The sequence below is a fragment of the Bacillus sp. DX4.1 genome, from assembly GCF_030348195.1.
Taxonomy (GTDB): domain Bacteria; phylum Bacillota; class Bacilli; order Bacillales; family Bacillaceae_G; genus Bacillus_A.
Genome location: NZ_JAUCFT010000008.1, coordinates 4,639,766 through 4,658,596, shown reverse-complemented (window position 1 = coordinate 4,658,596; position 18,831 = coordinate 4,639,766). Strand labels below are relative to the sequence as shown.

The following is an 18,831-nucleotide window of genomic DNA, read 5'->3' as shown; positions in this document are numbered from 1 at the left end:
TGTAAAACGAAAATGATATGGTAAAGTAAAAATAGGAAACGTTTTCAGAAAGCGTTTTCTATTTTTGGGCTTAAAGGTATGATGACCGGATAGTCTATTGATAAGGTTATAGGGATTTGAAAACAGGGGGATTACAGAAAGGGAGAAGGACAATGAGTACATGGACACAAGTTTACGATCCGTTTGGGAATATTTGGGTTTCTGCGGCGGTAGCACTTATTCCAATTATCTTTTTTTTCTTAGCGTTAGCCGTTTTTCGTATGAAGGGGTATGTTGCAGGGTTTATCACAGTTGTATTAACAATTCTTGTCGCGCTTTTTGCGTATAAAATGCCGTTTACAATGGCGATGGCAGCAACTGGATATGGTTTTACATATGGGTTATGGCCAATTGCTTGGATTATTATTATGTCGGTATTTTTATATAAAATTTCTGTTAAAACAGGACAGTTTGATGTCATTCGTGCATCGGTTCTTTCCATTACGAATGACCACCGTCTACTCGTGATTTTAATCGGCTTCTCATTCGGTGCGTTTTTAGAAGGAGCAGCGGGATTTGGTGCGCCAGTAGCAATTACAGCGGCACTTCTTGCCGGACTTGGATTAAATCCGTTATATGCAGCAGGACTTTGTTTAATTGCAAACACAGCACCGGTAGCATTCGGAGCGATGGGGATTCCAATTACAGTTGCGGGACAAGTAACGGGGATTGATCCGCATAAAATCGGACAAATGGCAGGACATCAATTGCCGTTCTTATCCATGTTTGTGCCGTTCTTTATCGTATTTTTAATGGATGGTTTTAAAGGTGTAAAACAAACATGGCCAGCACTGTTTGTAGCCGGTGGTTCATTTGCAATTACACAGTTTATTACAGCGACATTTTTAGGACCGGAACTTCCGGACATTACATCAGCACTTGTTAGCTTAGTCTGTTTAGCGTTATTCCTAAAAGTATGGCAGCCAAAAGAAATCTATCAAACGAATCAAGCAAATAGAGAAGCCGCGGCGACAACAACGATGTCATCTATGCCAAAATTAACAGCAGGAAAAGTTGTTAAGGCTTGGTCACCGTTCATTATCTTAACGGTTATGGTAGTCATTTGGAGTCAAAATTTCTTTAAAGCATTATTTGTTCCGGGCGGGGCATTAGAAAGTCTTGTTTTTAAATTTGAAATTCCTGGTCTGCACAATTTGGTTATGAAGGCAGAGCCAATTGTAAATAAACCAACACCTTATGATGCAGTATTAAAGCTTGATATTTTATCGGCAACGGGAACAGCGATTTTAATTGCTTGTATCATTTCTATGTTTGTGCTCAAAATGAGTGCAAAACAAGCGGCCGAAACATTTAAAGAAACATTGCAAGAGTTAAAAATGCCAATCTTATCTATCGGTTTTGTATTAGGCTTTGCATTCATCGCAAATTACTCTGGGTTATCATCTACGTTAGCTTTAGCGCTAGCAGGAACAGGGAGCCTATTCCCATTCTTCTCGCCATTCCTTGGCTGGATTGGTGTATTCTTAACTGGATCAGACACATCTGCCAACGCATTATTCTCCAACTTACAAGCGATTACAGCCCAACAAGTTGGCGTAAAAGAAGTATTACTTGTTGCTGCAAATACAACAGGTGGCGTAACGGGTAAAATGATTTCACCGCAATCGATTGCTATTGCGTGTGCGGCAGTAGGACTAGCAGGAAAAGAATCTGACCTGTTTCGATTTACAGTAAAACATAGCTTATTCTTCGTTACTATTGTGGGTATTATGACATATGTACAAGCATACTATTTAACGTGGATGATACCGTAAGCAAAGAAAAGATGCCCTTTAGATGGGCATCTTTTTGTATATATCATCGCTTGCTAAAATATATCGACTAAACGTCAAAAATCGATATGGGATAGTCACACAAATCTTGAATCATTTCTTTGCATTTTTCAGATTATCATGTATGATGAGAAAGTATTGAAAATTAAATCAGTGATAAACTAGGGGTGCCCAAGAGATGCTTGGGCTGAGAGAGAAGGGCGAAAACTTCTTAACCCTCTGGACCTGATCTGGCTCGTACCAGCGTAGGGAAGTTAACGGCTTTACATAACTATGTCTTATGAGCCAGGTCCTTTTTTTACTATGGACCTGGCTTTTTTATTTTGGCATGCGCTGGCCACTAGTTCTTATTCTCGTCCTTGTCACGTGTAAAGCAGAAGCGGCTCGATCAGAACAAGAGGGGGATGGAGCTTCAGCCGAAGAGGCGTAGTTTGCCTCAGCGGAAGAAGCGAAGCCACCGACTGTTCTAGCCGCTGGAGCTGGATCTCAAGAAAAGCGGAAGCGGCTCATTCAGAATGATAGGGTGATGGAGCTTCAGCCGAAGAGGCGTAGTTTGCCTCAGCGGAAGAAGCGAAGCCACCGACCATTCTAGCCGCTGGAGCTGGATCTCAAGAAAAGCAGAAGCGGCGAAATGTCGCTGAAGTTAGAATCGAATTGTTTGGAAGCTGGTTGGAGATTCCAAGCAAGGTAGGTTTCTTGAAACAATAAAGGGGAGGAACACAAATTATGAAGCAATCTGTTTCAGCTGAGCAAATTGAATTGAAGTCGAGTTTACCAGGGAGTAAGAAAGTCTACGTAGAAGGCACACGTGAAGGTATGAAAGTACCGATGCGTGAGATTGCACAAAGCGAAACAAACGGTGTGCCAAATCCACCGATTCGCGTATATGATACGAGTGGTCCTTATACAGATCCTGCATACAAAGTGGAGCTTGAGAAAGGCATTCCAACGCCTCGTCACGGATGGATTGTTGCGCGCGGAGATGTGGAAGAGTATGAAGGTCGTGAAGTGAAACCAGAAGATGATGGTGTGAAAGCTGCATCGGAACATACACCTGTGTTCCCGCAAATGGATCGTAAACCACTTTGTGCGAAAGAAGGGGCAAATGTAACGCAAATGCATTATGCTCGTAAAGGCATCATTACGTCTGAGATGGAATATGTTGCGATTCGTGAAGGTGTAAAACCAGAGTTTGTTCGTAAAGAAATTGCAGAAGGTCGTGCTATTTTACCAACAAACATTAATCATCCAGAAGCAGAACCGATGATTATCGGCCGTAATTTCCATGTGAAAGTAAATGCGAATATCGGGAACTCTGCCGTATCTTCCTCTATTGCAGAAGAAGTAGAGAAGATGACATGGGCAACGCGCTGGGGCGCAGATACAATTATGGATTTATCTACAGGGAAAAACATTCATACAACACGGGAATGGATTATTCGTAATGCACCTGTACCAGTTGGAACTGTACCGATCTATCAAGCGCTTGAAAAAGTGAATGGTATCGCTGAAAACTTAACGTGGGAAGTATACCATGACACATTAATTGAACAAGCAGAGCAAGGCGTCGATTACTTTACGATTCATGCGGGTGTATTACTTCGTTACATTCCTATTACAGCGAAACGTGTAACGGGAATTGTTTCACGCGGTGGCTCGATTATGGCACAGTGGTGTTTATATCATCATAAAGAAAACTTCCTATATACACACTTTGAAGAAATTTGTAAAATTATGAAACAATATGATGTTTCTTTCTCTCTTGGAGATGGCTTACGTCCAGGGTCGATTGCGGATGCGAATGATGAAGCACAATTCGCTGAGCTTGAAACACTTGGGGAATTAACAAAAATCGCTTGGGAGCATGATGTTCAAGTCATGATTGAAGGACCAGGGCATGTACCAATGCACTTAATTAAAGAAAATATGGAGAAAGAAATTGATATTTGCCAAGGTGCACCGTTCTATACACTTGGACCATTAACAACGGATATTGCACCAGGTTATGATCATATTACATCTGCAATTGGAGCAGCGATGATCGGCTGGTTTGGTACAGCAATGCTCTGCTATGTAACACCGAAAGAGCATTTAGGTTTACCGAACAAAGATGATGTTCGCGAAGGCGTTATTACCTACAAAATTGCGGCGCATGCTGCTGACCTTGCAAAAGGGCATAAAACAGCACAACAACGCGACGATGCACTTTCAAAGGCACGCTTTGAATTCCGCTGGCGCGATCAATTTAACTTATCGTTAGATCCTGAGAGAGCGATGGATTATCACGATGAAACATTGCCAGCAGAAGGCGCAAAAACCGCTCATTTCTGTTCGATGTGTGGTCCGAAGTTCTGTAGTATGAAAATTTCACATGACATTCGTGAATATGCAAAAGAGAATGATTTAGAAACAACAGAAGCAATTGAGCAAGGCATGAAAGAAAAAGCAGAACAATTTAAAGAAACAGGTAGTCATTTATATCAATAATATGGAATGTATCATTCCGAACACCTTTTTACTTGATTGATCACGTGTACCTAACTTAAATATAGAAGCCCCCTTTGCTAAGACGGTAGCAGAGGGGGCTATTATTATTTTTCTTTTAAAAACGTTCGATCTTTTAAGAACAGGTTCCAGAAGAAGATAAAGCCTGGTAGTAAAATCGCGATACCGATTGCATAGAGAACAAGCAGGGCATAGAATGTTTCTTTCGTTGTAAAGCTTGTAAATACAGTAACATCTGGATAGATGATATACGGTAAATGTGCGACGCCGTAAGCGTAACTTGCAAAGGCATATTGTGCGACAACCGCTAAAACAGCGATGCGTGACCAACCAAGCGCATCGTATTTTTTATTCGTCCACCAAAGGGAAGAATAACCGATTACAAACAAAATAAGTGAAACTGTAAACCATGGAAATTGTTTAATTAACCCTTGCATGAGCCAATTTGTTTCTGGGTCCATGACAACAAGAGCAATGATCGCAGTAACGAGTGTTGCTGGTCCAAGTACAATAGCATTGCGCCTGTAAATCCGATACGTATCTTCTGAGCCTTGTTCTCTCGCAAAATCGGCTAGAAAAAGAGAGGAGAGAAATAATTCGGAAGTTAATCCGAATAACATATACCAATAAATAACGGGACTTGATAGAAGCTTCCCGTATAATAGTGTTTCTTTTCCACCAGAGATTGTAATATAAGCACCTTCTGTCACGGGAAGAACGGTGATTAATAGAGCTGGGATTAAGAGCCCGGTAATGCCAGAAATAAGGCGAAGCAAATGCGCGTACTTTGGCAAGGAATAAGCAAAAACCATGAATGTACTACGAATGGCAACAAGGACTAGAATTAATGTCACCGGTACGAACATGACTGTTGCCAATGTGAAAGCTGCCTTTGGAAAGAAGCCAAGAAATGCGACAACGACAAAGACGAGAAATGTATTGGTTACTTCCCAAGTTGGCGATAAGTAACGGTTGGCAAGCTTTCCTGCTAGTGTTGGGTGCTTCGCATATACCATTCCCCAGAACCCAGCTCCAAAATCAATGGAACCTAAAATGCTGTATACAAAGATAATCGCCCATAAAATGATAATGGCAATACTTGCTTCATGCACGTGGCCCACCCCCTTGATGTTGTAGGTCATTCTGCAGTGGATGGCGTTTGAAGAATGTCCGAAGTACGAAAATCGTTAAAGCGCCAAGCCCGATATATAAAATGACAAATAAAACGAACAAAGGTCCGACAAAGTCAGCACGTGTTGCGGCATCCATTGTGCGCTGCATTCCATAAATGGTCCACGGCTGCCGGCCACTACAACTGAAAATCCACCCAAATTCAATGCCGAGCATCATAACTGGACCACATGCGGCAATCCCCCATAGCATCCATTTTGGGAATTCTGTTCCCTTTTTACGATAAATAAAGTACCAATATAAAAGAGAAATTGCGGCTACAGCGAAAGCGAAGACCGCTGTGCCGACCATCAAGTTAAACAGTGTATGGGTGTAAAAGGGTGGCCACGTTTCTTGTGGGAAGTCATTTAATCCTTTTACGACAGTATTTGGATTCAGTCCAACTAACATACTTAACATATTGGGAAATTCCAGTCCGTATTTTAATTCGTGTGTTTCAGGATCAACAACTCCGCCAAGAGATAGCGGCGCGTGTGACTGTGTATCAAATAGTGCTTCCGCTGCTGCTAATTTTTCTGGTGAATGCTTATGTAAAGCGATAGCTGATTCATGCCCAGAGAGCCACAGAATTGCGCCAGTAATAAAGCTGACAGTTAGACCTAAAAACAATCCCTTCTTATGATAGGCAATTTCACGTACACTTTTATTTCGTTTTAGTAATTTAAATCCAGCGATAGAAGCGATGACAGCAGCCCCTGTTGCATAAGCGGTAATCGTAACGTGAACGGAACTTGTGAAGAAGCTTGGATTAAAAAAGGCCTTCCATGGATCCACATTAAAGACGGAGCCATCTGGGTTCATGGAAAAACCCGCTGGTGTGTTCATCCACGTATTTGCGGATGTAATTAAGATAGCAGATGCAGTGGCACCAAGCATAACAAAAAAGAGGGAGATCAATCTCATAAATGGCGGCAATTTATCTGCGGCATACACGTAAATGGACATGAATAAAGCTTCTAAAAAAAAGGCGAAAATTTCAATTTGGAATGGTACAGAAATGACTTGTCCTACAATTTTTGCAAATCCGGGCCAAAGAAGTGAAATTTGTACACCGACAATTGTTCCAGTTGGAATGGCCACGCCAAGCAGAATGGCGAAAGCTTTTGTCCACCGTTTGGCCATGACAGCATAATCTGAATCTTTCTTCCAGTGATATAACACTTCGCTTATAAAAATCATTAAAGATAGTCCGACACCAAGCGTTGCAAATATAATATGAAAAGCTAGTGACGACCCGAAGAAAGCGCGTGATAACGTAACGGTATCCATAATGTTACTCCTCTTCTTTTTTACCATTATTTTCTGATTGGACTGGAAAAATTATTCAAAAAACTGCCAAAAAATATATGTGTATTTTAAAAAGTAATTATGATATCATGATTTCGAAATATTCAAAAAACATTTAAAGACAATGAAAAATCTTTTTATTTGTGTTTTAGGACAAAATCTTTTATAATGCTTATGCGAACGTAAGTTCTGTTCGGGGTAACCGAATAGAAAAGTTCATGTGAAACGGAGGGCATGTTATTATGTATCCTGAAGTCATTAAAAAAATGGCATTTTCGAAAGAGCATAGAGATTTGTTATTAAAGCTATACAATAAGGAAATCACGCGGCGTGAATATGACCATCTTGTACAAGCACTATATCGTCCTACAAAAGAAGTTTGTGAAGGATAGAGATTGAAAGAGACAATCTAATTAGGTTGTCCTTTTTTGTTTCCGTATGCCCTGAAACGATTCGGATTAGCCTTATTAAAGAGGTGAAAAGAAGGACACGCATATTTTTGATAATGTATTACCGTTATTGGCGGAAACAGCAATAAAAACCAGCAAGTAACTAGCTTGCTGGTTTTTATTATAGGATGTTCAAAAAGTCCGGTAAAGATAGCTGCCCTATTTCTTCGTTACGTCGCCAGTCCGGTACTCATGTAGTTCCAGCTACACTCCGTATCCTCCTGGCTTCCGTGCCTCGAATTGCTCGGCTCTCTGTATCCTCCTTTTTGAACACGTACTTTTATCACGCTATTTGCGGGCAGTAATACTCCCCCACTGATTAAAGTTTCACTTTACGCTATTTTTTACTTCGCAATAGCGATAGCGAGGGCATGATAGCTGGCCATTTGAGTGCAGGAACTGGACTTGGACCTGTAATCCATGTATGGAACGGAATCAGGCTGCATACGACCATTGTTGTGATAGATAGTGCCCCGGTACAAAGAAACAGCAGCACACTGTAGAGAATTGAATTTGTTTGCAGTGTGAACATTGAGAGTATTTTAATACTTAGCTGTAAGAAGAAGAAGTGTGCTAAATACGCACCGTATGTATAGTTTCCAATAAAGCGCAATGCTCTATATAAACCACTGCGATGCTGAGCGATTGTAATGGATAAAGCGTACAGTATTAAAATTTCACATACAATGTACAAAAACATGGAAGGTTTTAAATAGGTAGATACCGTGAGATGAATTTCATCCACACCGTGAAAACTAAATAATTCATAATTAATGAATAAGAATAAAATGAAAAATAGAATAGTACAAAGCGGTATATGCTTCATGACGAATGAACGCCAAGCACGAAGGCTAACAGCCGCAATTCCTCCCATGACAAAATAAAAAGAATAGAAGAAGAAGGATCGGTCTGTATAATGTAAAATGCCTGAACGAGTTAATGCTTCTCCGTTAAAGATGTAGTGAGAAGAGTACCACATTAAAAGAAAATAAATCATGGCGAAGACAGCCATGTACTTGTATATATCTTGCTGATTATGTGTCCGTTTTTGAAACCAATAAAAAGTGACGCATAATAGCGGGAACAATAAGTGAATTTGAAACATCATGATGACATACCAAAGGTGAGGTGCAGCTGTTCCAAGTAATAGACTTTTTATTGCACTTTGCATTGTGAGTGCGTCTTTTGTTATGAATAGGTAAATGATAGACCAGAAAAGGTAAGGGGCAAGTAGATTTGCTGTTTTTTCATAGATGTATTCTTTATATAGTATTTGCTTTGTATACTGGCTAATGAGATGAAAACCAACGATAAAGATAAAGGCCGGTGCCGAGAATTTTGCAAGGTTGAATAGCATACCGATAATAATAGATTGTTCTAATACTAAATTGCCTTGGTTCATTGTATATATTAATGAACTTTGCAAAACAACGGCTAGGAAAGCGATGCTCTGCAAAATTTTAAATTCTGGGGCATTTTGTGTCATGATTCCCATCTCCTTTTCCATACATGATTATAGTACGAAGTAAGGGAAAGTACTGTGGAAAGTTTGTGAAAGTTATAACAAATTTGTGGCAGTGATAAAAAAGAGCGTTTGGTTTATGAAAACCAACGCTCTTTTTGTTTATCCCGCATTAACGGGCAGTAAGACCCCCACCTCAAGATTCAGAGAGAAACAAAGAAGATAGGTGGGGGATAACTGCCCGTAAAAGCCCGATTGGTTCAACTAATTATCAGTGGGGGATGAAGAAAACCCCACTGATAAAAGTTTCACTTTATCCCGCTATTTGCGGGCAGTAATACTCCACTGATCAAAGTCTCACTTTATGCAAGTTTATTTTTAACCCAATCTTTACCTTCTACAAGGCGTGCTGTTAAGATCGCACAAACGTTATCACCTGTTACGTTTAACATCGTTGCTGGGGGATCAATAATTGTACTAATCGCTGCAATGATTGGCAGAGCTTCTGGTGGGAAGCCATATAGAGAAACGATTAACATTTCACCAATCATACCGCCGCCAGGAATTGCGCCCATTACTGTTCCAACTAATAGAGAAACAACAAGTGCGATTGCTAACGTTTTTGGACTAGAGAATTCCATATTGAAAATCCCGAATAAGAAGGCGATTTTTATCACGCCGCCTAAAACAGATCCGTCTTTATGAAGAGTAGAACCAAGCAGGACGACTGTTTCACGAATGTCAGAAGAAATACCCATTTTTTTTGTAGCTTCTAGGTTTGCTGGAATACTTGCGGCACTACTACAAGTTGCAAGTGATGTAACGGTAGGAGAGACCATGTTTTTCCAAAAGATTTGTACACCTTGCTTTCGTCCAGCAAGGTAAGCATAAAATGTAAAAGCAACAAAGAAGTATACGATAGAAGCTGGATAGTATACCATTGCTGCTCGGAAATATGTTCCGAGTAGCTGTGGTCCGAATTCACCAACTAAAGCGGCAAAGTATGCAGCAAGTCCAATCGGAGCGTAGTGCATAATGAACGATACAACTTTCATCGAGATCTCTGCACCAGATTGTAAGAAGGTAGCGAATGGCTTTCCTTTTTCTCCTACCGCTGAAGTGGCTACACCCATTAAGATAGAGAAGAAAATAAGGGCAAGCATATTCTCACGAGATAGTAGTTTTGCAAAGTCCGAAACTGTAAAAATACCAACGATTTGATCAGCAACGCTAATATTTGCAACTTTATCAGGTTTTGTTAGTTCTAATACAACGCCGTGTGCTGGTGGGAATACTTTCACAACAATAATCATAAAAATTGCGGCAATAATACTCGTAAATAGGAAAGTCCCAGCCATGCTCGACATAATTTTTCCCAAACGTTTTAATCCATCCATATTGGCAATGGATGAGGCGATGCTAAAGAAAACGAGTGGCACAACAATCGTAAACATTAAGTTTAAGAAAATGTCGCCAAGCGGTTTTAAAGCAACTGCATCGGCACCCATGAAATAACCAATGAAACCACCAATTAGGATGGAAGATAATAAAATAAGTGGAAAGCGATAAGCTTTCATATATATACCCCCCCAATCTATATAAATACAAATTTAAAAAACGACATAAAACCCTCCTTTTTAGGTGGGAGAGAGCATCCGGCCATGCATAGAAGCGGTCAGATCCTTTTCCTGCCTCAGACACAGTGAAAACAAAGAGAGAAAATGAGTGCAGGTCACCTTTTGTTATCCATAGCCACGGCTATATGTCGAAAAATCAAAATGGATTTATATATTTATAAAAAATCATACTGATTTATTATAGCGAGTTGTGCTGCTGTTTACTAGGAAAATGAAGATAGATAGAATAGCGTGAAAAACGAGAACTGTTTGTATTGGGGATTTTTGTTTTTCATGCTCGTCATATGGAAAAAAATCTAGACATATATATTGGTAATCTAGTTGCGATTCGAGCCGGATCAAGCTAGGCATTGTATATAAAAATGGAGAAAGAGAGGAGGGGGTTCGATGAATATTTTACTTTGCTGTGCGGCAGGAATGTCTACAAGTTTACTTGTAACGAAAATGGAAAAGGCGGCACAAGTAAAAGGAGTTGAAGTGAGAATTTGGGCTGTTTCAGGATCGGAAGTACGTAATCATATTGATGAAGCGGATGTATTATTACTTGGACCACAAGTCCGCTATTTACTGCCAAAGATGAAAGAAATGTGTAAGGAGAAAGGAATACCGGTTGATGTTATTCACTCTGTACACTACGGGCTTTGTAATGGAGAAGCCGTTCTACAAGCAGCATTGTTAATGAAGACATAAGGAGAGTGGAGTAGATGATAGGGTTTTTAGAGAAGTACGTGATGCCGATAGCAGGAAAGATTGCAGGACAGCGCCATTTACAAGCTGTTCGAGATGGAATTATTTTAACAATGCCTTTCTTAATTATCGGATCATTCTTCCTTATTATCAGTTCTTTGCCAATACCAGGCTACAATGACTTTATGGCAAATCTGTTTGGAGATGGTTGGCAAAAAGCATTAGGGTATCCAGTTAGCGCAACATTTAATATAATGTCTTTAATAGCAAGTTTTGGAATCGCTTACAGACTTGGGGAACAATATAAAGTTGATGCATTAGCAGCAGGTACGTTATCAATGGTGTCATTCTTGCTGGCGACACCATTCCAAGTTTCACATATGATAACTGGTACGAAGGAGAGTGTGATCGTAGAAGGTGTAATCCCCGCTGTACTAATGGGGAGCCAAGGGTTATTTGTGGCAATGATTTTAGCACTTATATCTACCGAAATTTATAGGTTTATTGTACAAAGAAAGCTGATTATTAAAATGCCAGAAAATGTTCCACCAGCTGTAACACGTTCATTTGCTGCACTCATTCCAGGATTTGTTGTAATAACCGTTGTTTGGATCTTGCGCTTAATTATGGAGCATACTACTTTTGGTAGTATTCATAATATTGTGGGGCAACTTCTGCAAGCACCACTTAGTATACTTGGTGCAAGTCTTTTTGGCGCGGTAGCGGCGGTAATTATTGTCCATATGCTTTGGGCATGTGGGATTCATGGAGCTGCGATTGTGGGCGGAGTCATGAGCCCGGTTTGGTTATCGTTAATGGATCAAAACCGCATTGCTTTTCAGGCAGGGCAAGACGTACCAAATACGATAACAGCACAATTCTTTGATTTATGGATTTATACAGGTGGCTCTGGTGCCACGCTTGCACTTGTTGTGGCGATGTTATTATTTGCTCGAAGTCAGCAATTAAAAAGTTTAGGTAGGCTATCCATTGCGCCTGGTATCTTTAATATTAATGAGATGGTGACATTTGGGATGCCAATCGTGTTAAATCCGCTTCTTCTTATTCCGTTTATACTTGCTCCAGTTGTTTTAACGGTTGTATCGTATTTTGCGATGGAATGGGGTCTTGTTGCAAGACCAAGCGGAGCAGCTGTACCATGGACGACACCGATTCTGTTTAGTGGTTATTTAGGATCGGGTGGGAAAATTTCAGGTGTTGTATTGCAACTTGTTAACTTTATTTTGGCCTTCCTTATTTATCTTCCATTCTTAAAAATATGGGATAAGCAAAAGGTAGCCGAAGAACAGGGGGAGTAAAGAATCGAAATGGATACGTTAGAAACAAAGGCTTTTCATTTGATTTTGCATGGAGGAAATGCCAGAAGCAGTGCGATGGAAGCAATCGATTATGCGAAGCGAGGAGAGTTTGCCGAAGCGGATGCCAAACTGCAAGAGGCACTGCAAGAATTGCAAGAAGCACATCGCTTGCAAACAGAACTCATTCAAAAAGAAGCAGGCGGAGAAAAGGTAGAGCTTACATTGTTAATGGTTCATGCACAAGACCATTTAATGAATGCCATAACAGTGAAGGAACTAGCGAGTGAATTTGTAGAGTTATATAGGAAGATGTCAGAGAAAGATTAGGCCGTGCAAGTGCAGGGCCTTTTTTGATGTGTGAAAACCAGTCGGTTATGTCAAGAAAGGTACCACTTATGTACATATCCATTTATTTATTCCAAATATATGTAAAAATGAAGATGTAAAGGGGGTGGGAAGCAGTGAAAATTCACATTGAGTTAGACCCATCACAAGATGAAATTGAGATTATTGTAAAGGCAAAAGAAGTAACGGATGAAATACACCATCTTTTAAAAATGATAGAAGGGGGGAATATAAAGCAAATTGTGGGGATATCGGATCAGAAATATTATGTGTTAGAACCAAAAGATATTTATTGGTTTTATGCAGAGGATCGAAAGGTAATAGCACAAACGACGAAAGGGATTCTCGAAATAAAATCTCGTTTATATGAACTCGAAACAAAACTTCAAAGTGATCGCTTTGTACGATTTTCGAAGTCTACACTTGCAAATCTACAGCATGTCACAAGCTTTGAGATGTCCTTTAGCGGCAGTATGTGTGCACACTTTTCAAACGGAATGAAGGAATATGTTTCAAGAAAGTATGTGCCGCTTATTAAAGAGGCTTTTAATATAGGAGGAGGTTAGGAAGATGGTTACATTGTTTGATAGGGTTGGTGCTAAGGTAGTCGCAGGGATGGCGATGGCGATGTTTTATAGCTTATTGTTTTTAGGAATTGGTTATGCGAATGGAATGGATGTATTGCAGACAAAAACATTACTCATCCACCTTGTTACAGCAAATATTGTTGGGCTGATTTTCTCGTTCGCTTCCTTTGTCTTTGAGAAAGAAGAATGGAACATTTTAAAACAAACAATTATTCATTTTATCATTTTACTAGGAACATTCTTGCCAGTTTCGATATGGATTGGTTGGGTACCAGTACGCATTGGACCTATCCTCATTTGTGTAGGTAGCTTTATCATTATTTACTTGATTATATGGTTTGCGATGACAACATATTGGAAGAAAAAAATTGAGGGATTGAATAATCAATTGAAATAAGAAGGGAGTTTCCCTTCTTATTTTTTTAGCATATTAATATGCGGAATATTATCTTCTAAATATACATCTGAAATAGCTTCAAATCCAAATGAACCATAGAACTGTTGTAAATAATCTTGCGCTTGGATTTTTATCGTTGTTTCTTTTAATTCTGTTTCAAGAAAGTGAAGTACTTTTTCGAGTAGCTCTTTTGCAAGACCAGTGCCACGATGCTCCTTCTTCACGAGCACTCTGCCAAAGGAAACCTCTTTATAGGCAACACCAGCTGGTAAAACGCGTGAATACGCAATGATTTCACCATTTTTTTCGAGAAATACATGATGTGCTGCAATATCCTTCCCATCGACTTCTGGATACGGACAGTTTTGTTCAACGACAAAGACATTTGTACGTTCTTTTAATATTTCATATAGTTCATTTGTTGTAAGTTCTTCGAATTTTTTAATATACCAATTCATAAGATTACTCCTTTTTATCCCGCATTAACGGGCAGTAAGTCCCCACTAATGGTAGTTTTACTTTATTTTAACATGTGTCTCATGTTGGAGAGAATTCTTGCAAAGTAAAACGAGCGTTAGCTCATATCGATTATTTCTCCTAGACTACGAACTAGTTTTTTCACTTTATAAAAATATTTTATTTTATTTTCTGTTCTGTTCCTACACACAACTAGACAATCAAACACTAATCCATTTTTATGTTGATATGTACTCATAGTGTGTTGTTTTTGCGACACACTACCCGTGTTTCGGATAACACACACTTTGAAATCGATAACACACAATAAAAACACAAGAAAAAACGTTAATATAAAGCGGTTTCGAAAGTTGGCACGGTACTTGCATTAATAAAAGGCGTAAAGAAAAAACATATAAACAAACAAGTTATACACATAGGGGGAATTAGGAATGAATATTTTACTTTGTTGTTCAGCAGGAATGTCTACAAGCTTACTAGTTACAAAAATGGAAGCGGCTGCAAAAGCTCGCGGATTAGAAGGAAAGATTTGGGCTGTATCTGGGGATGCAGTAAAAAACAACATCGATGAAGCAGACGTATTATTATTAGGACCACAAGTTCGTTACATGCTGTCATCTATGAAAGCGCTTGCTGATGAGAAAAATGTTGGAATCGATGTTATTAATTCAATGCATTACGGCATGATGAATGGTGAAGCAGTTTTAGATCATGCATTAACACTAAAAAAATAATTAGGGGGGAGAAATAGTGCAAAAATTTATTGCATTTATGGAAAAGTATATTGTTCCAGTCGCAGGGAAAATAGGATCGCAACGTCATTTAGCTGCAATACGTGATGGTTTTATTGCAGTTATGCCACTGATCTTAGTGGGTGCATTTGCATCACTAATTAATGGTTTCCCATCTGAAGTTTTCCAAAACTTTATGAAAGATATGTTTGGAGAGACATGGAAACAAATCGGCGGTGGAATGTGGACAGGTTCTTTCGCAGTTTTAGCACTTGTCATAGCGTTTACAACAAGTTATAACTTAGCAAAATCTTACGGTGTTGATGGATTGTCAGCAGGTATTATTTCATTTAGTGCGTTAATTATTCTTACACCAACAACACCGAAAGAAGGCGGCCTCAACTTCCTTTGGACAGGCGCGCAAGGCTTATTCGTAGCAATCATTGTGGCACTTCTTGTTACTGAGGCGTTCCGTTTCTTTGTACAAAGAGAGATTACTTTCAAAATGCCAGATGGTGTGCCACCAGCAGTGTTAAGATCTTTCGCAGCATTAGTTCCAGCGTTTGTTATTTTAACAGTTGTTGCAGGGATACAATTAGCAGTGAAATTAGCAGGTACCAGTGTTCATGAATTTATCTTTAATACAATTCAATTACCGTTACAAAGTTTAGCAGGTACATTGCCAAGTGCCATCGTTATTGTGTTCCTTGTTCATCTTCTTTGGTTCTTTGGTTTACATGGTCCAAATATCGTTGGTGGTATTATCGAGCCATTATACTTACCAGCACTAGAAAAAAATATCAACTTATTCCAAAATGGTACATCTGCATTTGATGTTCCAAACATTATTACAAAACCATTCTTTGATACTTTCGTATATCTTGGTGGTTCTGGTGCAACATTAGCATTCTTAGCTGTTGTATTAATCGTAGCAAAAAGTGCACAATTGCGCGGGGTATCACGATTATCGATCGGGCCTGGTGCATTCAACATTAACGAACCAGTAATCTTTGGTACACCAATTATTTTAAACCCAATTTTATTCATTCCGTTTATTGTGACACCACTTGTATTAGTTATTACTTCTTATACAGCTATTTCTCTTGGCTGGGTACCAAAAACAGTTGCGATGATTCCATGGGCAACACCACCAATCATTAGTGGTTACCTTGTAACAGGCGGACATTTCTCCGGTGCAATTCTACAGTTATTCAACTTTGTAATTGCGATGGTAATTTACTATCCATTCGTCGTGTTATGTGACCGTTCTGTTGTTCGTACTGAAAAAGCAGCAACACAGGGAAAAGACCAATCTGTACCTATGTAATACATGATTGTTCTCACGGACAGCATTGTCCGTGAGAACAATAACTTTATATCTTGTTCAGAAGGATGGCACACATCTGGAAGAACACCAAAACTAAATAAATAAAATCATACTTTAATAGACACGTTCAAACTGAAGGGGCATTTCAATCGGTTGAACTTTATAGAGAGAGGCGGTAAATTATGATGACTACAGCAGAACAAATCCCATTCCAACTTATTTTACACAGCGGTAACGCAAGAAGCTTCGCAATGGAAGCACTTCAATATGCAAAACAGGGGAAATTAGATGCTGCTGATGAAGCAATGGAAAAGGCGAAAGAAGCGATCAATGAAGCACATCATTTCCAAACAGAGCTCATACAATCAGAAGCAAGGGGAGAAAAAACTGAAATTAGTGTTCTCTTAATTCATGCACAAGATCATTTAATGAATGCAATTACGGTAAAAGAATTAGCAGCAGAATTTATCAATCTATATAAAAAGCTTGAAGCGAAAGGGGAATAAACAACATGAGTGGAATTAAAATCGCTACAATTGGCGGTGGATCTAGTTATACACCAGAGTTAATTGAAGGCTTTATTAAGCGTTACGATGAACTTCCTGTTCGTGAAATTTGGTTAGTAGATATTGAAGCTGGGAAAAAGAAATTAGAAATTGTTGGTAACTTAGCAAAGCGTATGGTGAAAAAAGCAGGATTACCAATTGATATTCATTTGACGCTTGATCGTCGTGTGGCATTAAAGGATGCTGACTTTGTAACAACACAGCTCCGCGTTGGTTTATTAGAAGCGCGCGGAAAAGATGAAGCAATCCCTTTGAAATATGATGTAATCGGTCAGGAAACAAACGGTCCTGGTGGTTTATTTAAAGCGTTGAGAACGATTCCTGTCATTTTAGATATTTGTAGGGATATGGAGGAGCTTTGTCCAAATGCTTGGCTTATTAACTTTGCAAATCCAGCTGGAATGGTAACAGAGGCTGTACTTCGCTATACGAATATTCAAAAAGTAGTTGGGCTATGTAACGTTCCAATTGGTATTCGTATGGGACTTGCAAAGCTTCTTGAAGTAGATGAAAGCCGTGTGCATGTTGACTTTGCTGGTTTAAATCATATGGTCTACGGATTGAATGTGTATTTAGATGGCGTAAGTGTAATGGATCGCGTTTTAGAATTAATGACAGATCCAGAAAAGCAAATCACAATGGAAAACATTGCGGCGCTTGATTGGGAGCCAGATTTCATTCGTGCGCTTCGTGCAATTCCATGTCCATACCATCGTTATTACTATAAAACACGTGAAATGCTAGAAGAAGAAAAACAAGCTTCTATCGAAAAAGGTACACGTGCAGAAGTCGTGAAACAATTAGAAGATGAATTATTCGAATTATATAAAGACCCGAATTTAGATATTAAGCCACCGCAATTAGAAAAACGCGGCGGAGCTTATTACAGCGATGCAGCATGTAGCTTAATTACATCGATTTATAATAACAAAGGTGATATTCAACCTGTTAACACAAGAAATAATGGTACAATTGCAAGCTTGCCGTATGATTCTGCTGTTGAAGTGAACTGTGTCATTACAAAAGACGGCCCAAAACCGATCGCAGTGGGTGATTTACCGGTTCCTGTTCGCGGTTTAGTACAGCAAATTAAATCATTTGAGCGTACCTCAATTGAAGCTGCTGTTACAGGTGATTATCATAAAGCGCTGCTTGCTATGACAATCAATCCACTTGTACCATCAGATAAAGTAGCGAAACAAATTTTAGATGAAATGTTGGAAGCACATAAAGAGTATCTTCCACAATTCTTCAAAAAAGTAGAAAAATAAAAAGCGGCGCTTACTGAGCCCGCTTTTTTTCATTTAGTAGGAGGGGAAATACATGATTCGATTAATCGTAAATGCAGATGATTTTGGCCTTACAGAAGGTACCAACTACGGAATTATTGAAGGGCACGTAAACGGGATTGTAAATTCTACAACAATGATGATGAACATGCCAGGAACAGAGCATGCTGCACGCTTGGCAAAGGAATATACAACATTAGGAGTTGGGGTCCATCTTGTATTAACTGCTGGAAAACCTCTTCTTACAGATGTGCCATCACTTGTGAAAGAAGATGGTTTATTTCATAAACAAGCTACTGTGTGGGAAGGCGATATCAATCCAGAAGATGTCGAGAGAGAGTGGACCGCGCAAATTGAAAAGTTTTTATCTTACGGATTAACACCGACGCATTTAGATAGTCATCATCATGTACATTCCTTGCCGATTTTGCATGATGTGCTAGAAAGATTAGCTGAAAAGTATAATGTACCGATTCGCCGCTGCGAACAAGAGCGAGCAGTGCGACCATTTTCTGATGTGTTTTATAGTGATTTCTACAGTGATGGAGTACAGGAGGATTACTTTATGAGGCTGAAAGAACGTGTTTTAGATGGGAAAACAGTCGAAATTATGGTACACCCTGCGTATATTGATCCAGAGCTTGTGAAGCACTCCTCTTACGTGATGGATCGCGTGAAGGAGCTACGAATTTTAACAGAAAGTTCTTTGCCAGAAGGAATGGAACTTGTAAAGTTTTAAATAT

Annotated in this window: 18 protein-coding genes and 1 riboswitch; of the genes, 13 read left to right on the top strand and 5 right to left on the bottom strand. The window is 39.4% G+C overall.

What is annotated here, in order from left to right:
- Positions 1-152: 152 nt before the first annotated feature.
- Positions 153-1,814 (top strand): L-lactate permease, encoded by a 1,662-nt coding sequence (gene lldP / locus QUF99_RS26790; RefSeq protein WP_289374143.1) that lies wholly within the window; start codon positions 153-155, stop codon positions 1,812-1,814.
- 171 nt (positions 1,815-1,985) lie between these two features.
- Positions 1,986-2,101: riboswitch (TPP riboswitch) on the top strand.
- 457 nt (positions 2,102-2,558) lie between these two features.
- Positions 2,559-4,319: a phosphomethylpyrimidine synthase ThiC gene (gene thiC / locus QUF99_RS26785; RefSeq protein ID WP_289374141.1), complete on the top strand. Its 1,761-nt coding sequence runs from the start codon at positions 2,559-2,561 to the stop codon at positions 4,317-4,319.
- 104 nt (positions 4,320-4,423) lie between these two features.
- Here the strand turns inward: thiC and QUF99_RS26780 are convergent, their stop codons facing one another.
- Together QUF99_RS26780 and QUF99_RS26775 are read right to left on the bottom strand one after the other, a co-directional pair.
- Entirely contained in the window at positions 4,424-5,449 is a 1,026-nt protein-coding gene (locus QUF99_RS26780) for a cytochrome d ubiquinol oxidase subunit II (RefSeq protein ID WP_289374140.1), read from the bottom strand.
- Complete coding sequence (locus QUF99_RS26775; RefSeq protein ID WP_289374138.1) at positions 5,442-6,797, bottom strand: cytochrome ubiquinol oxidase subunit I; 1,356 nt, start codon at positions 6,795-6,797, stop codon at positions 5,442-5,444. The genes QUF99_RS26780 and QUF99_RS26775 overlap by 8 nt, the downstream gene beginning before the upstream one ends.
- Before the next feature lie 260 nt (positions 6,798-7,057).
- Between QUF99_RS26775 and QUF99_RS26770 the strand changes: the two genes are divergently transcribed.
- Positions 7,058-7,207 (top strand): hypothetical protein, encoded by a 150-nt coding sequence (locus tag QUF99_RS26770; protein ID WP_289374135.1) that lies wholly within the window; start codon positions 7,058-7,060, stop codon positions 7,205-7,207.
- Positions 7,208-7,601: 394 nt separating this feature from the next.
- Here the strand turns inward: QUF99_RS26770 and QUF99_RS26765 are convergent, their stop codons facing one another.
- Both QUF99_RS26765 and QUF99_RS26760 read right to left on the bottom strand, forming a co-directional pair.
- Positions 7,602-8,750 (bottom strand): acyltransferase, encoded by a 1,149-nt coding sequence (locus QUF99_RS26765; protein WP_289374133.1) that lies wholly within the window; start codon positions 8,748-8,750, stop codon positions 7,602-7,604.
- Between the two features lie 338 nt (positions 8,751-9,088).
- Positions 9,089-10,303: a dicarboxylate/amino acid:cation symporter gene (locus QUF99_RS26760; RefSeq protein WP_289374132.1), complete on the bottom strand. Its 1,215-nt coding sequence runs from the start codon at positions 10,301-10,303 to the stop codon at positions 9,089-9,091.
- A gap of 447 nt (positions 10,304-10,750) precedes the next feature.
- Between QUF99_RS26760 and QUF99_RS26755 the strand changes: the two genes are divergently transcribed.
- The 5 genes from QUF99_RS26755 (at position 10,751) to QUF99_RS26735 (ending at position 13,698) form a co-directional block, all read left to right on the top strand.
- Positions 10,751-11,053 carry a PTS sugar transporter subunit IIB gene (locus QUF99_RS26755; protein WP_289374130.1) on the top strand — a complete coding sequence of 101 codons (303 nt, stop codon included), beginning with the start codon at positions 10,751-10,753 and terminating at the stop codon, positions 11,051-11,053.
- Positions 11,054-11,067: 14 nt separating this feature from the next.
- Positions 11,068-12,369 carry a PTS cellobiose transporter subunit IIC gene (celB, locus tag QUF99_RS26750; RefSeq protein ID WP_289374128.1) on the top strand — a complete coding sequence of 434 codons (1,302 nt, stop codon included), beginning with the start codon at positions 11,068-11,070 and terminating at the stop codon, positions 12,367-12,369.
- Between the two features lie 9 nt (positions 12,370-12,378).
- Positions 12,379-12,696 carry a PTS lactose/cellobiose transporter subunit IIA gene (locus tag QUF99_RS26745; RefSeq protein WP_289374126.1) on the top strand — a complete coding sequence of 106 codons (318 nt, stop codon included), beginning with the start codon at positions 12,379-12,381 and terminating at the stop codon, positions 12,694-12,696.
- Between the two features lie 134 nt (positions 12,697-12,830).
- Positions 12,831-13,280 (top strand): LytTR family DNA-binding domain-containing protein, encoded by a 450-nt coding sequence (locus QUF99_RS26740; RefSeq protein WP_289374125.1) that lies wholly within the window; start codon positions 12,831-12,833, stop codon positions 13,278-13,280.
- Between the two features lie 4 nt (positions 13,281-13,284).
- On the top strand, positions 13,285-13,698 hold the full coding sequence (locus QUF99_RS26735) for a DUF3021 domain-containing protein (RefSeq protein ID WP_289374123.1): 414 nt from the start codon (positions 13,285-13,287) through the stop codon (positions 13,696-13,698).
- A gap of 17 nt (positions 13,699-13,715) precedes the next feature.
- Here QUF99_RS26735 and QUF99_RS26730 read toward each other — a convergent pair whose 3' ends face one another.
- Positions 13,716-14,156 carry a GNAT family N-acetyltransferase gene (locus QUF99_RS26730; protein WP_289374122.1) on the bottom strand — a complete coding sequence of 147 codons (441 nt, stop codon included), beginning with the start codon at positions 14,154-14,156 and terminating at the stop codon, positions 13,716-13,718.
- Positions 14,157-14,606: 450 nt separating this feature from the next.
- Here QUF99_RS26730 and QUF99_RS26725 point away from each other — a divergent pair, with 450 nt between their 5' ends.
- The 5 genes from QUF99_RS26725 to chbG all read left to right on the top strand — a co-directional run bounded on the left by QUF99_RS26725 (position 14,607) and on the right by chbG (position 18,827).
- The gene (locus QUF99_RS26725) at positions 14,607-14,909 is read left to right on the top strand and encodes a PTS sugar transporter subunit IIB (RefSeq protein ID WP_289374120.1); all 303 of its coding nucleotides are present in this window, start codon (positions 14,607-14,609) and stop codon (positions 14,907-14,909) included.
- 16 nt (positions 14,910-14,925) lie between these two features.
- Complete coding sequence (gene celB, locus QUF99_RS26720) at positions 14,926-16,233, top strand: PTS cellobiose transporter subunit IIC (RefSeq protein WP_289374119.1); 1,308 nt, start codon at positions 14,926-14,928, stop codon at positions 16,231-16,233.
- Between the two features lie 182 nt (positions 16,234-16,415).
- Complete coding sequence (locus tag QUF99_RS26715; RefSeq protein ID WP_289374118.1) at positions 16,416-16,739, top strand: PTS lactose/cellobiose transporter subunit IIA; 324 nt, start codon at positions 16,416-16,418, stop codon at positions 16,737-16,739.
- A 5-nt stretch (positions 16,740-16,744) separates the two neighbouring features.
- Positions 16,745-18,070 carry a 6-phospho-beta-glucosidase gene (gene celF / locus QUF99_RS26710; protein ID WP_289374117.1) on the top strand — a complete coding sequence of 442 codons (1,326 nt, stop codon included), beginning with the start codon at positions 16,745-16,747 and terminating at the stop codon, positions 18,068-18,070.
- 52 nt (positions 18,071-18,122) lie between these two features.
- Positions 18,123-18,827, top strand: a complete 705-nt coding sequence (chbG, locus tag QUF99_RS26705) for a chitin disaccharide deacetylase (RefSeq protein ID WP_289374115.1) — start codon at positions 18,123-18,125, stop codon at positions 18,825-18,827.
- Positions 18,828-18,831: the final 4 nt, after the last annotated feature.

Excerpts from the sequence above, each read along its gene's own strand:
- lldP (WP_289374143.1), top strand. The coding sequence starts at position 153 with ATGAGTACATGGACACAAGTTTACGATCCGTTTGGGAATATTTGGGTT.
- thiC (WP_289374141.1), top strand. The coding sequence starts at position 2,559 with ATGAAGCAATCTGTTTCAGCTGAGCAAATTGAATTGAAGTCGAGTTTA.
- QUF99_RS26775 (WP_289374138.1), bottom strand. The coding sequence starts at position 6,797 with ATGGATACCGTTACGTTATCACGCGCTTTCTTCGGGTCGTCACTAGCT.
- QUF99_RS26770 (WP_289374135.1), top strand. The coding sequence starts at position 7,058 with ATGTATCCTGAAGTCATTAAAAAAATGGCATTTTCGAAAGAGCATAGA.
- QUF99_RS26765 (WP_289374133.1), bottom strand. The coding sequence starts at position 8,750 with ATGACACAAAATGCCCCAGAATTTAAAATTTTGCAGAGCATCGCTTTC.
- QUF99_RS26760 (WP_289374132.1), bottom strand. The coding sequence starts at position 10,303 with ATGAAAGCTTATCGCTTTCCACTTATTTTATTATCTTCCATCCTAATT.
- QUF99_RS26755 (WP_289374130.1), top strand. The coding sequence starts at position 10,751 with ATGAATATTTTACTTTGCTGTGCGGCAGGAATGTCTACAAGTTTACTT.
- celB (WP_289374128.1), top strand. The coding sequence starts at position 11,068 with ATGATAGGGTTTTTAGAGAAGTACGTGATGCCGATAGCAGGAAAGATT.
- QUF99_RS26745 (WP_289374126.1), top strand. The coding sequence starts at position 12,379 with ATGGATACGTTAGAAACAAAGGCTTTTCATTTGATTTTGCATGGAGGA.
- QUF99_RS26735 (WP_289374123.1), top strand. The coding sequence starts at position 13,285 with ATGGTTACATTGTTTGATAGGGTTGGTGCTAAGGTAGTCGCAGGGATG.
- QUF99_RS26730 (WP_289374122.1), bottom strand. The coding sequence starts at position 14,156 with ATGAATTGGTATATTAAAAAATTCGAAGAACTTACAACAAATGAACTA.
- QUF99_RS26725 (WP_289374120.1), top strand. The coding sequence starts at position 14,607 with ATGAATATTTTACTTTGTTGTTCAGCAGGAATGTCTACAAGCTTACTA.
- QUF99_RS26715 (WP_289374118.1), top strand. The coding sequence starts at position 16,416 with ATGATGACTACAGCAGAACAAATCCCATTCCAACTTATTTTACACAGC.
- celF (WP_289374117.1), top strand. The coding sequence starts at position 16,745 with ATGAGTGGAATTAAAATCGCTACAATTGGCGGTGGATCTAGTTATACA.
- chbG (WP_289374115.1), top strand. The coding sequence starts at position 18,123 with ATGATTCGATTAATCGTAAATGCAGATGATTTTGGCCTTACAGAAGGT.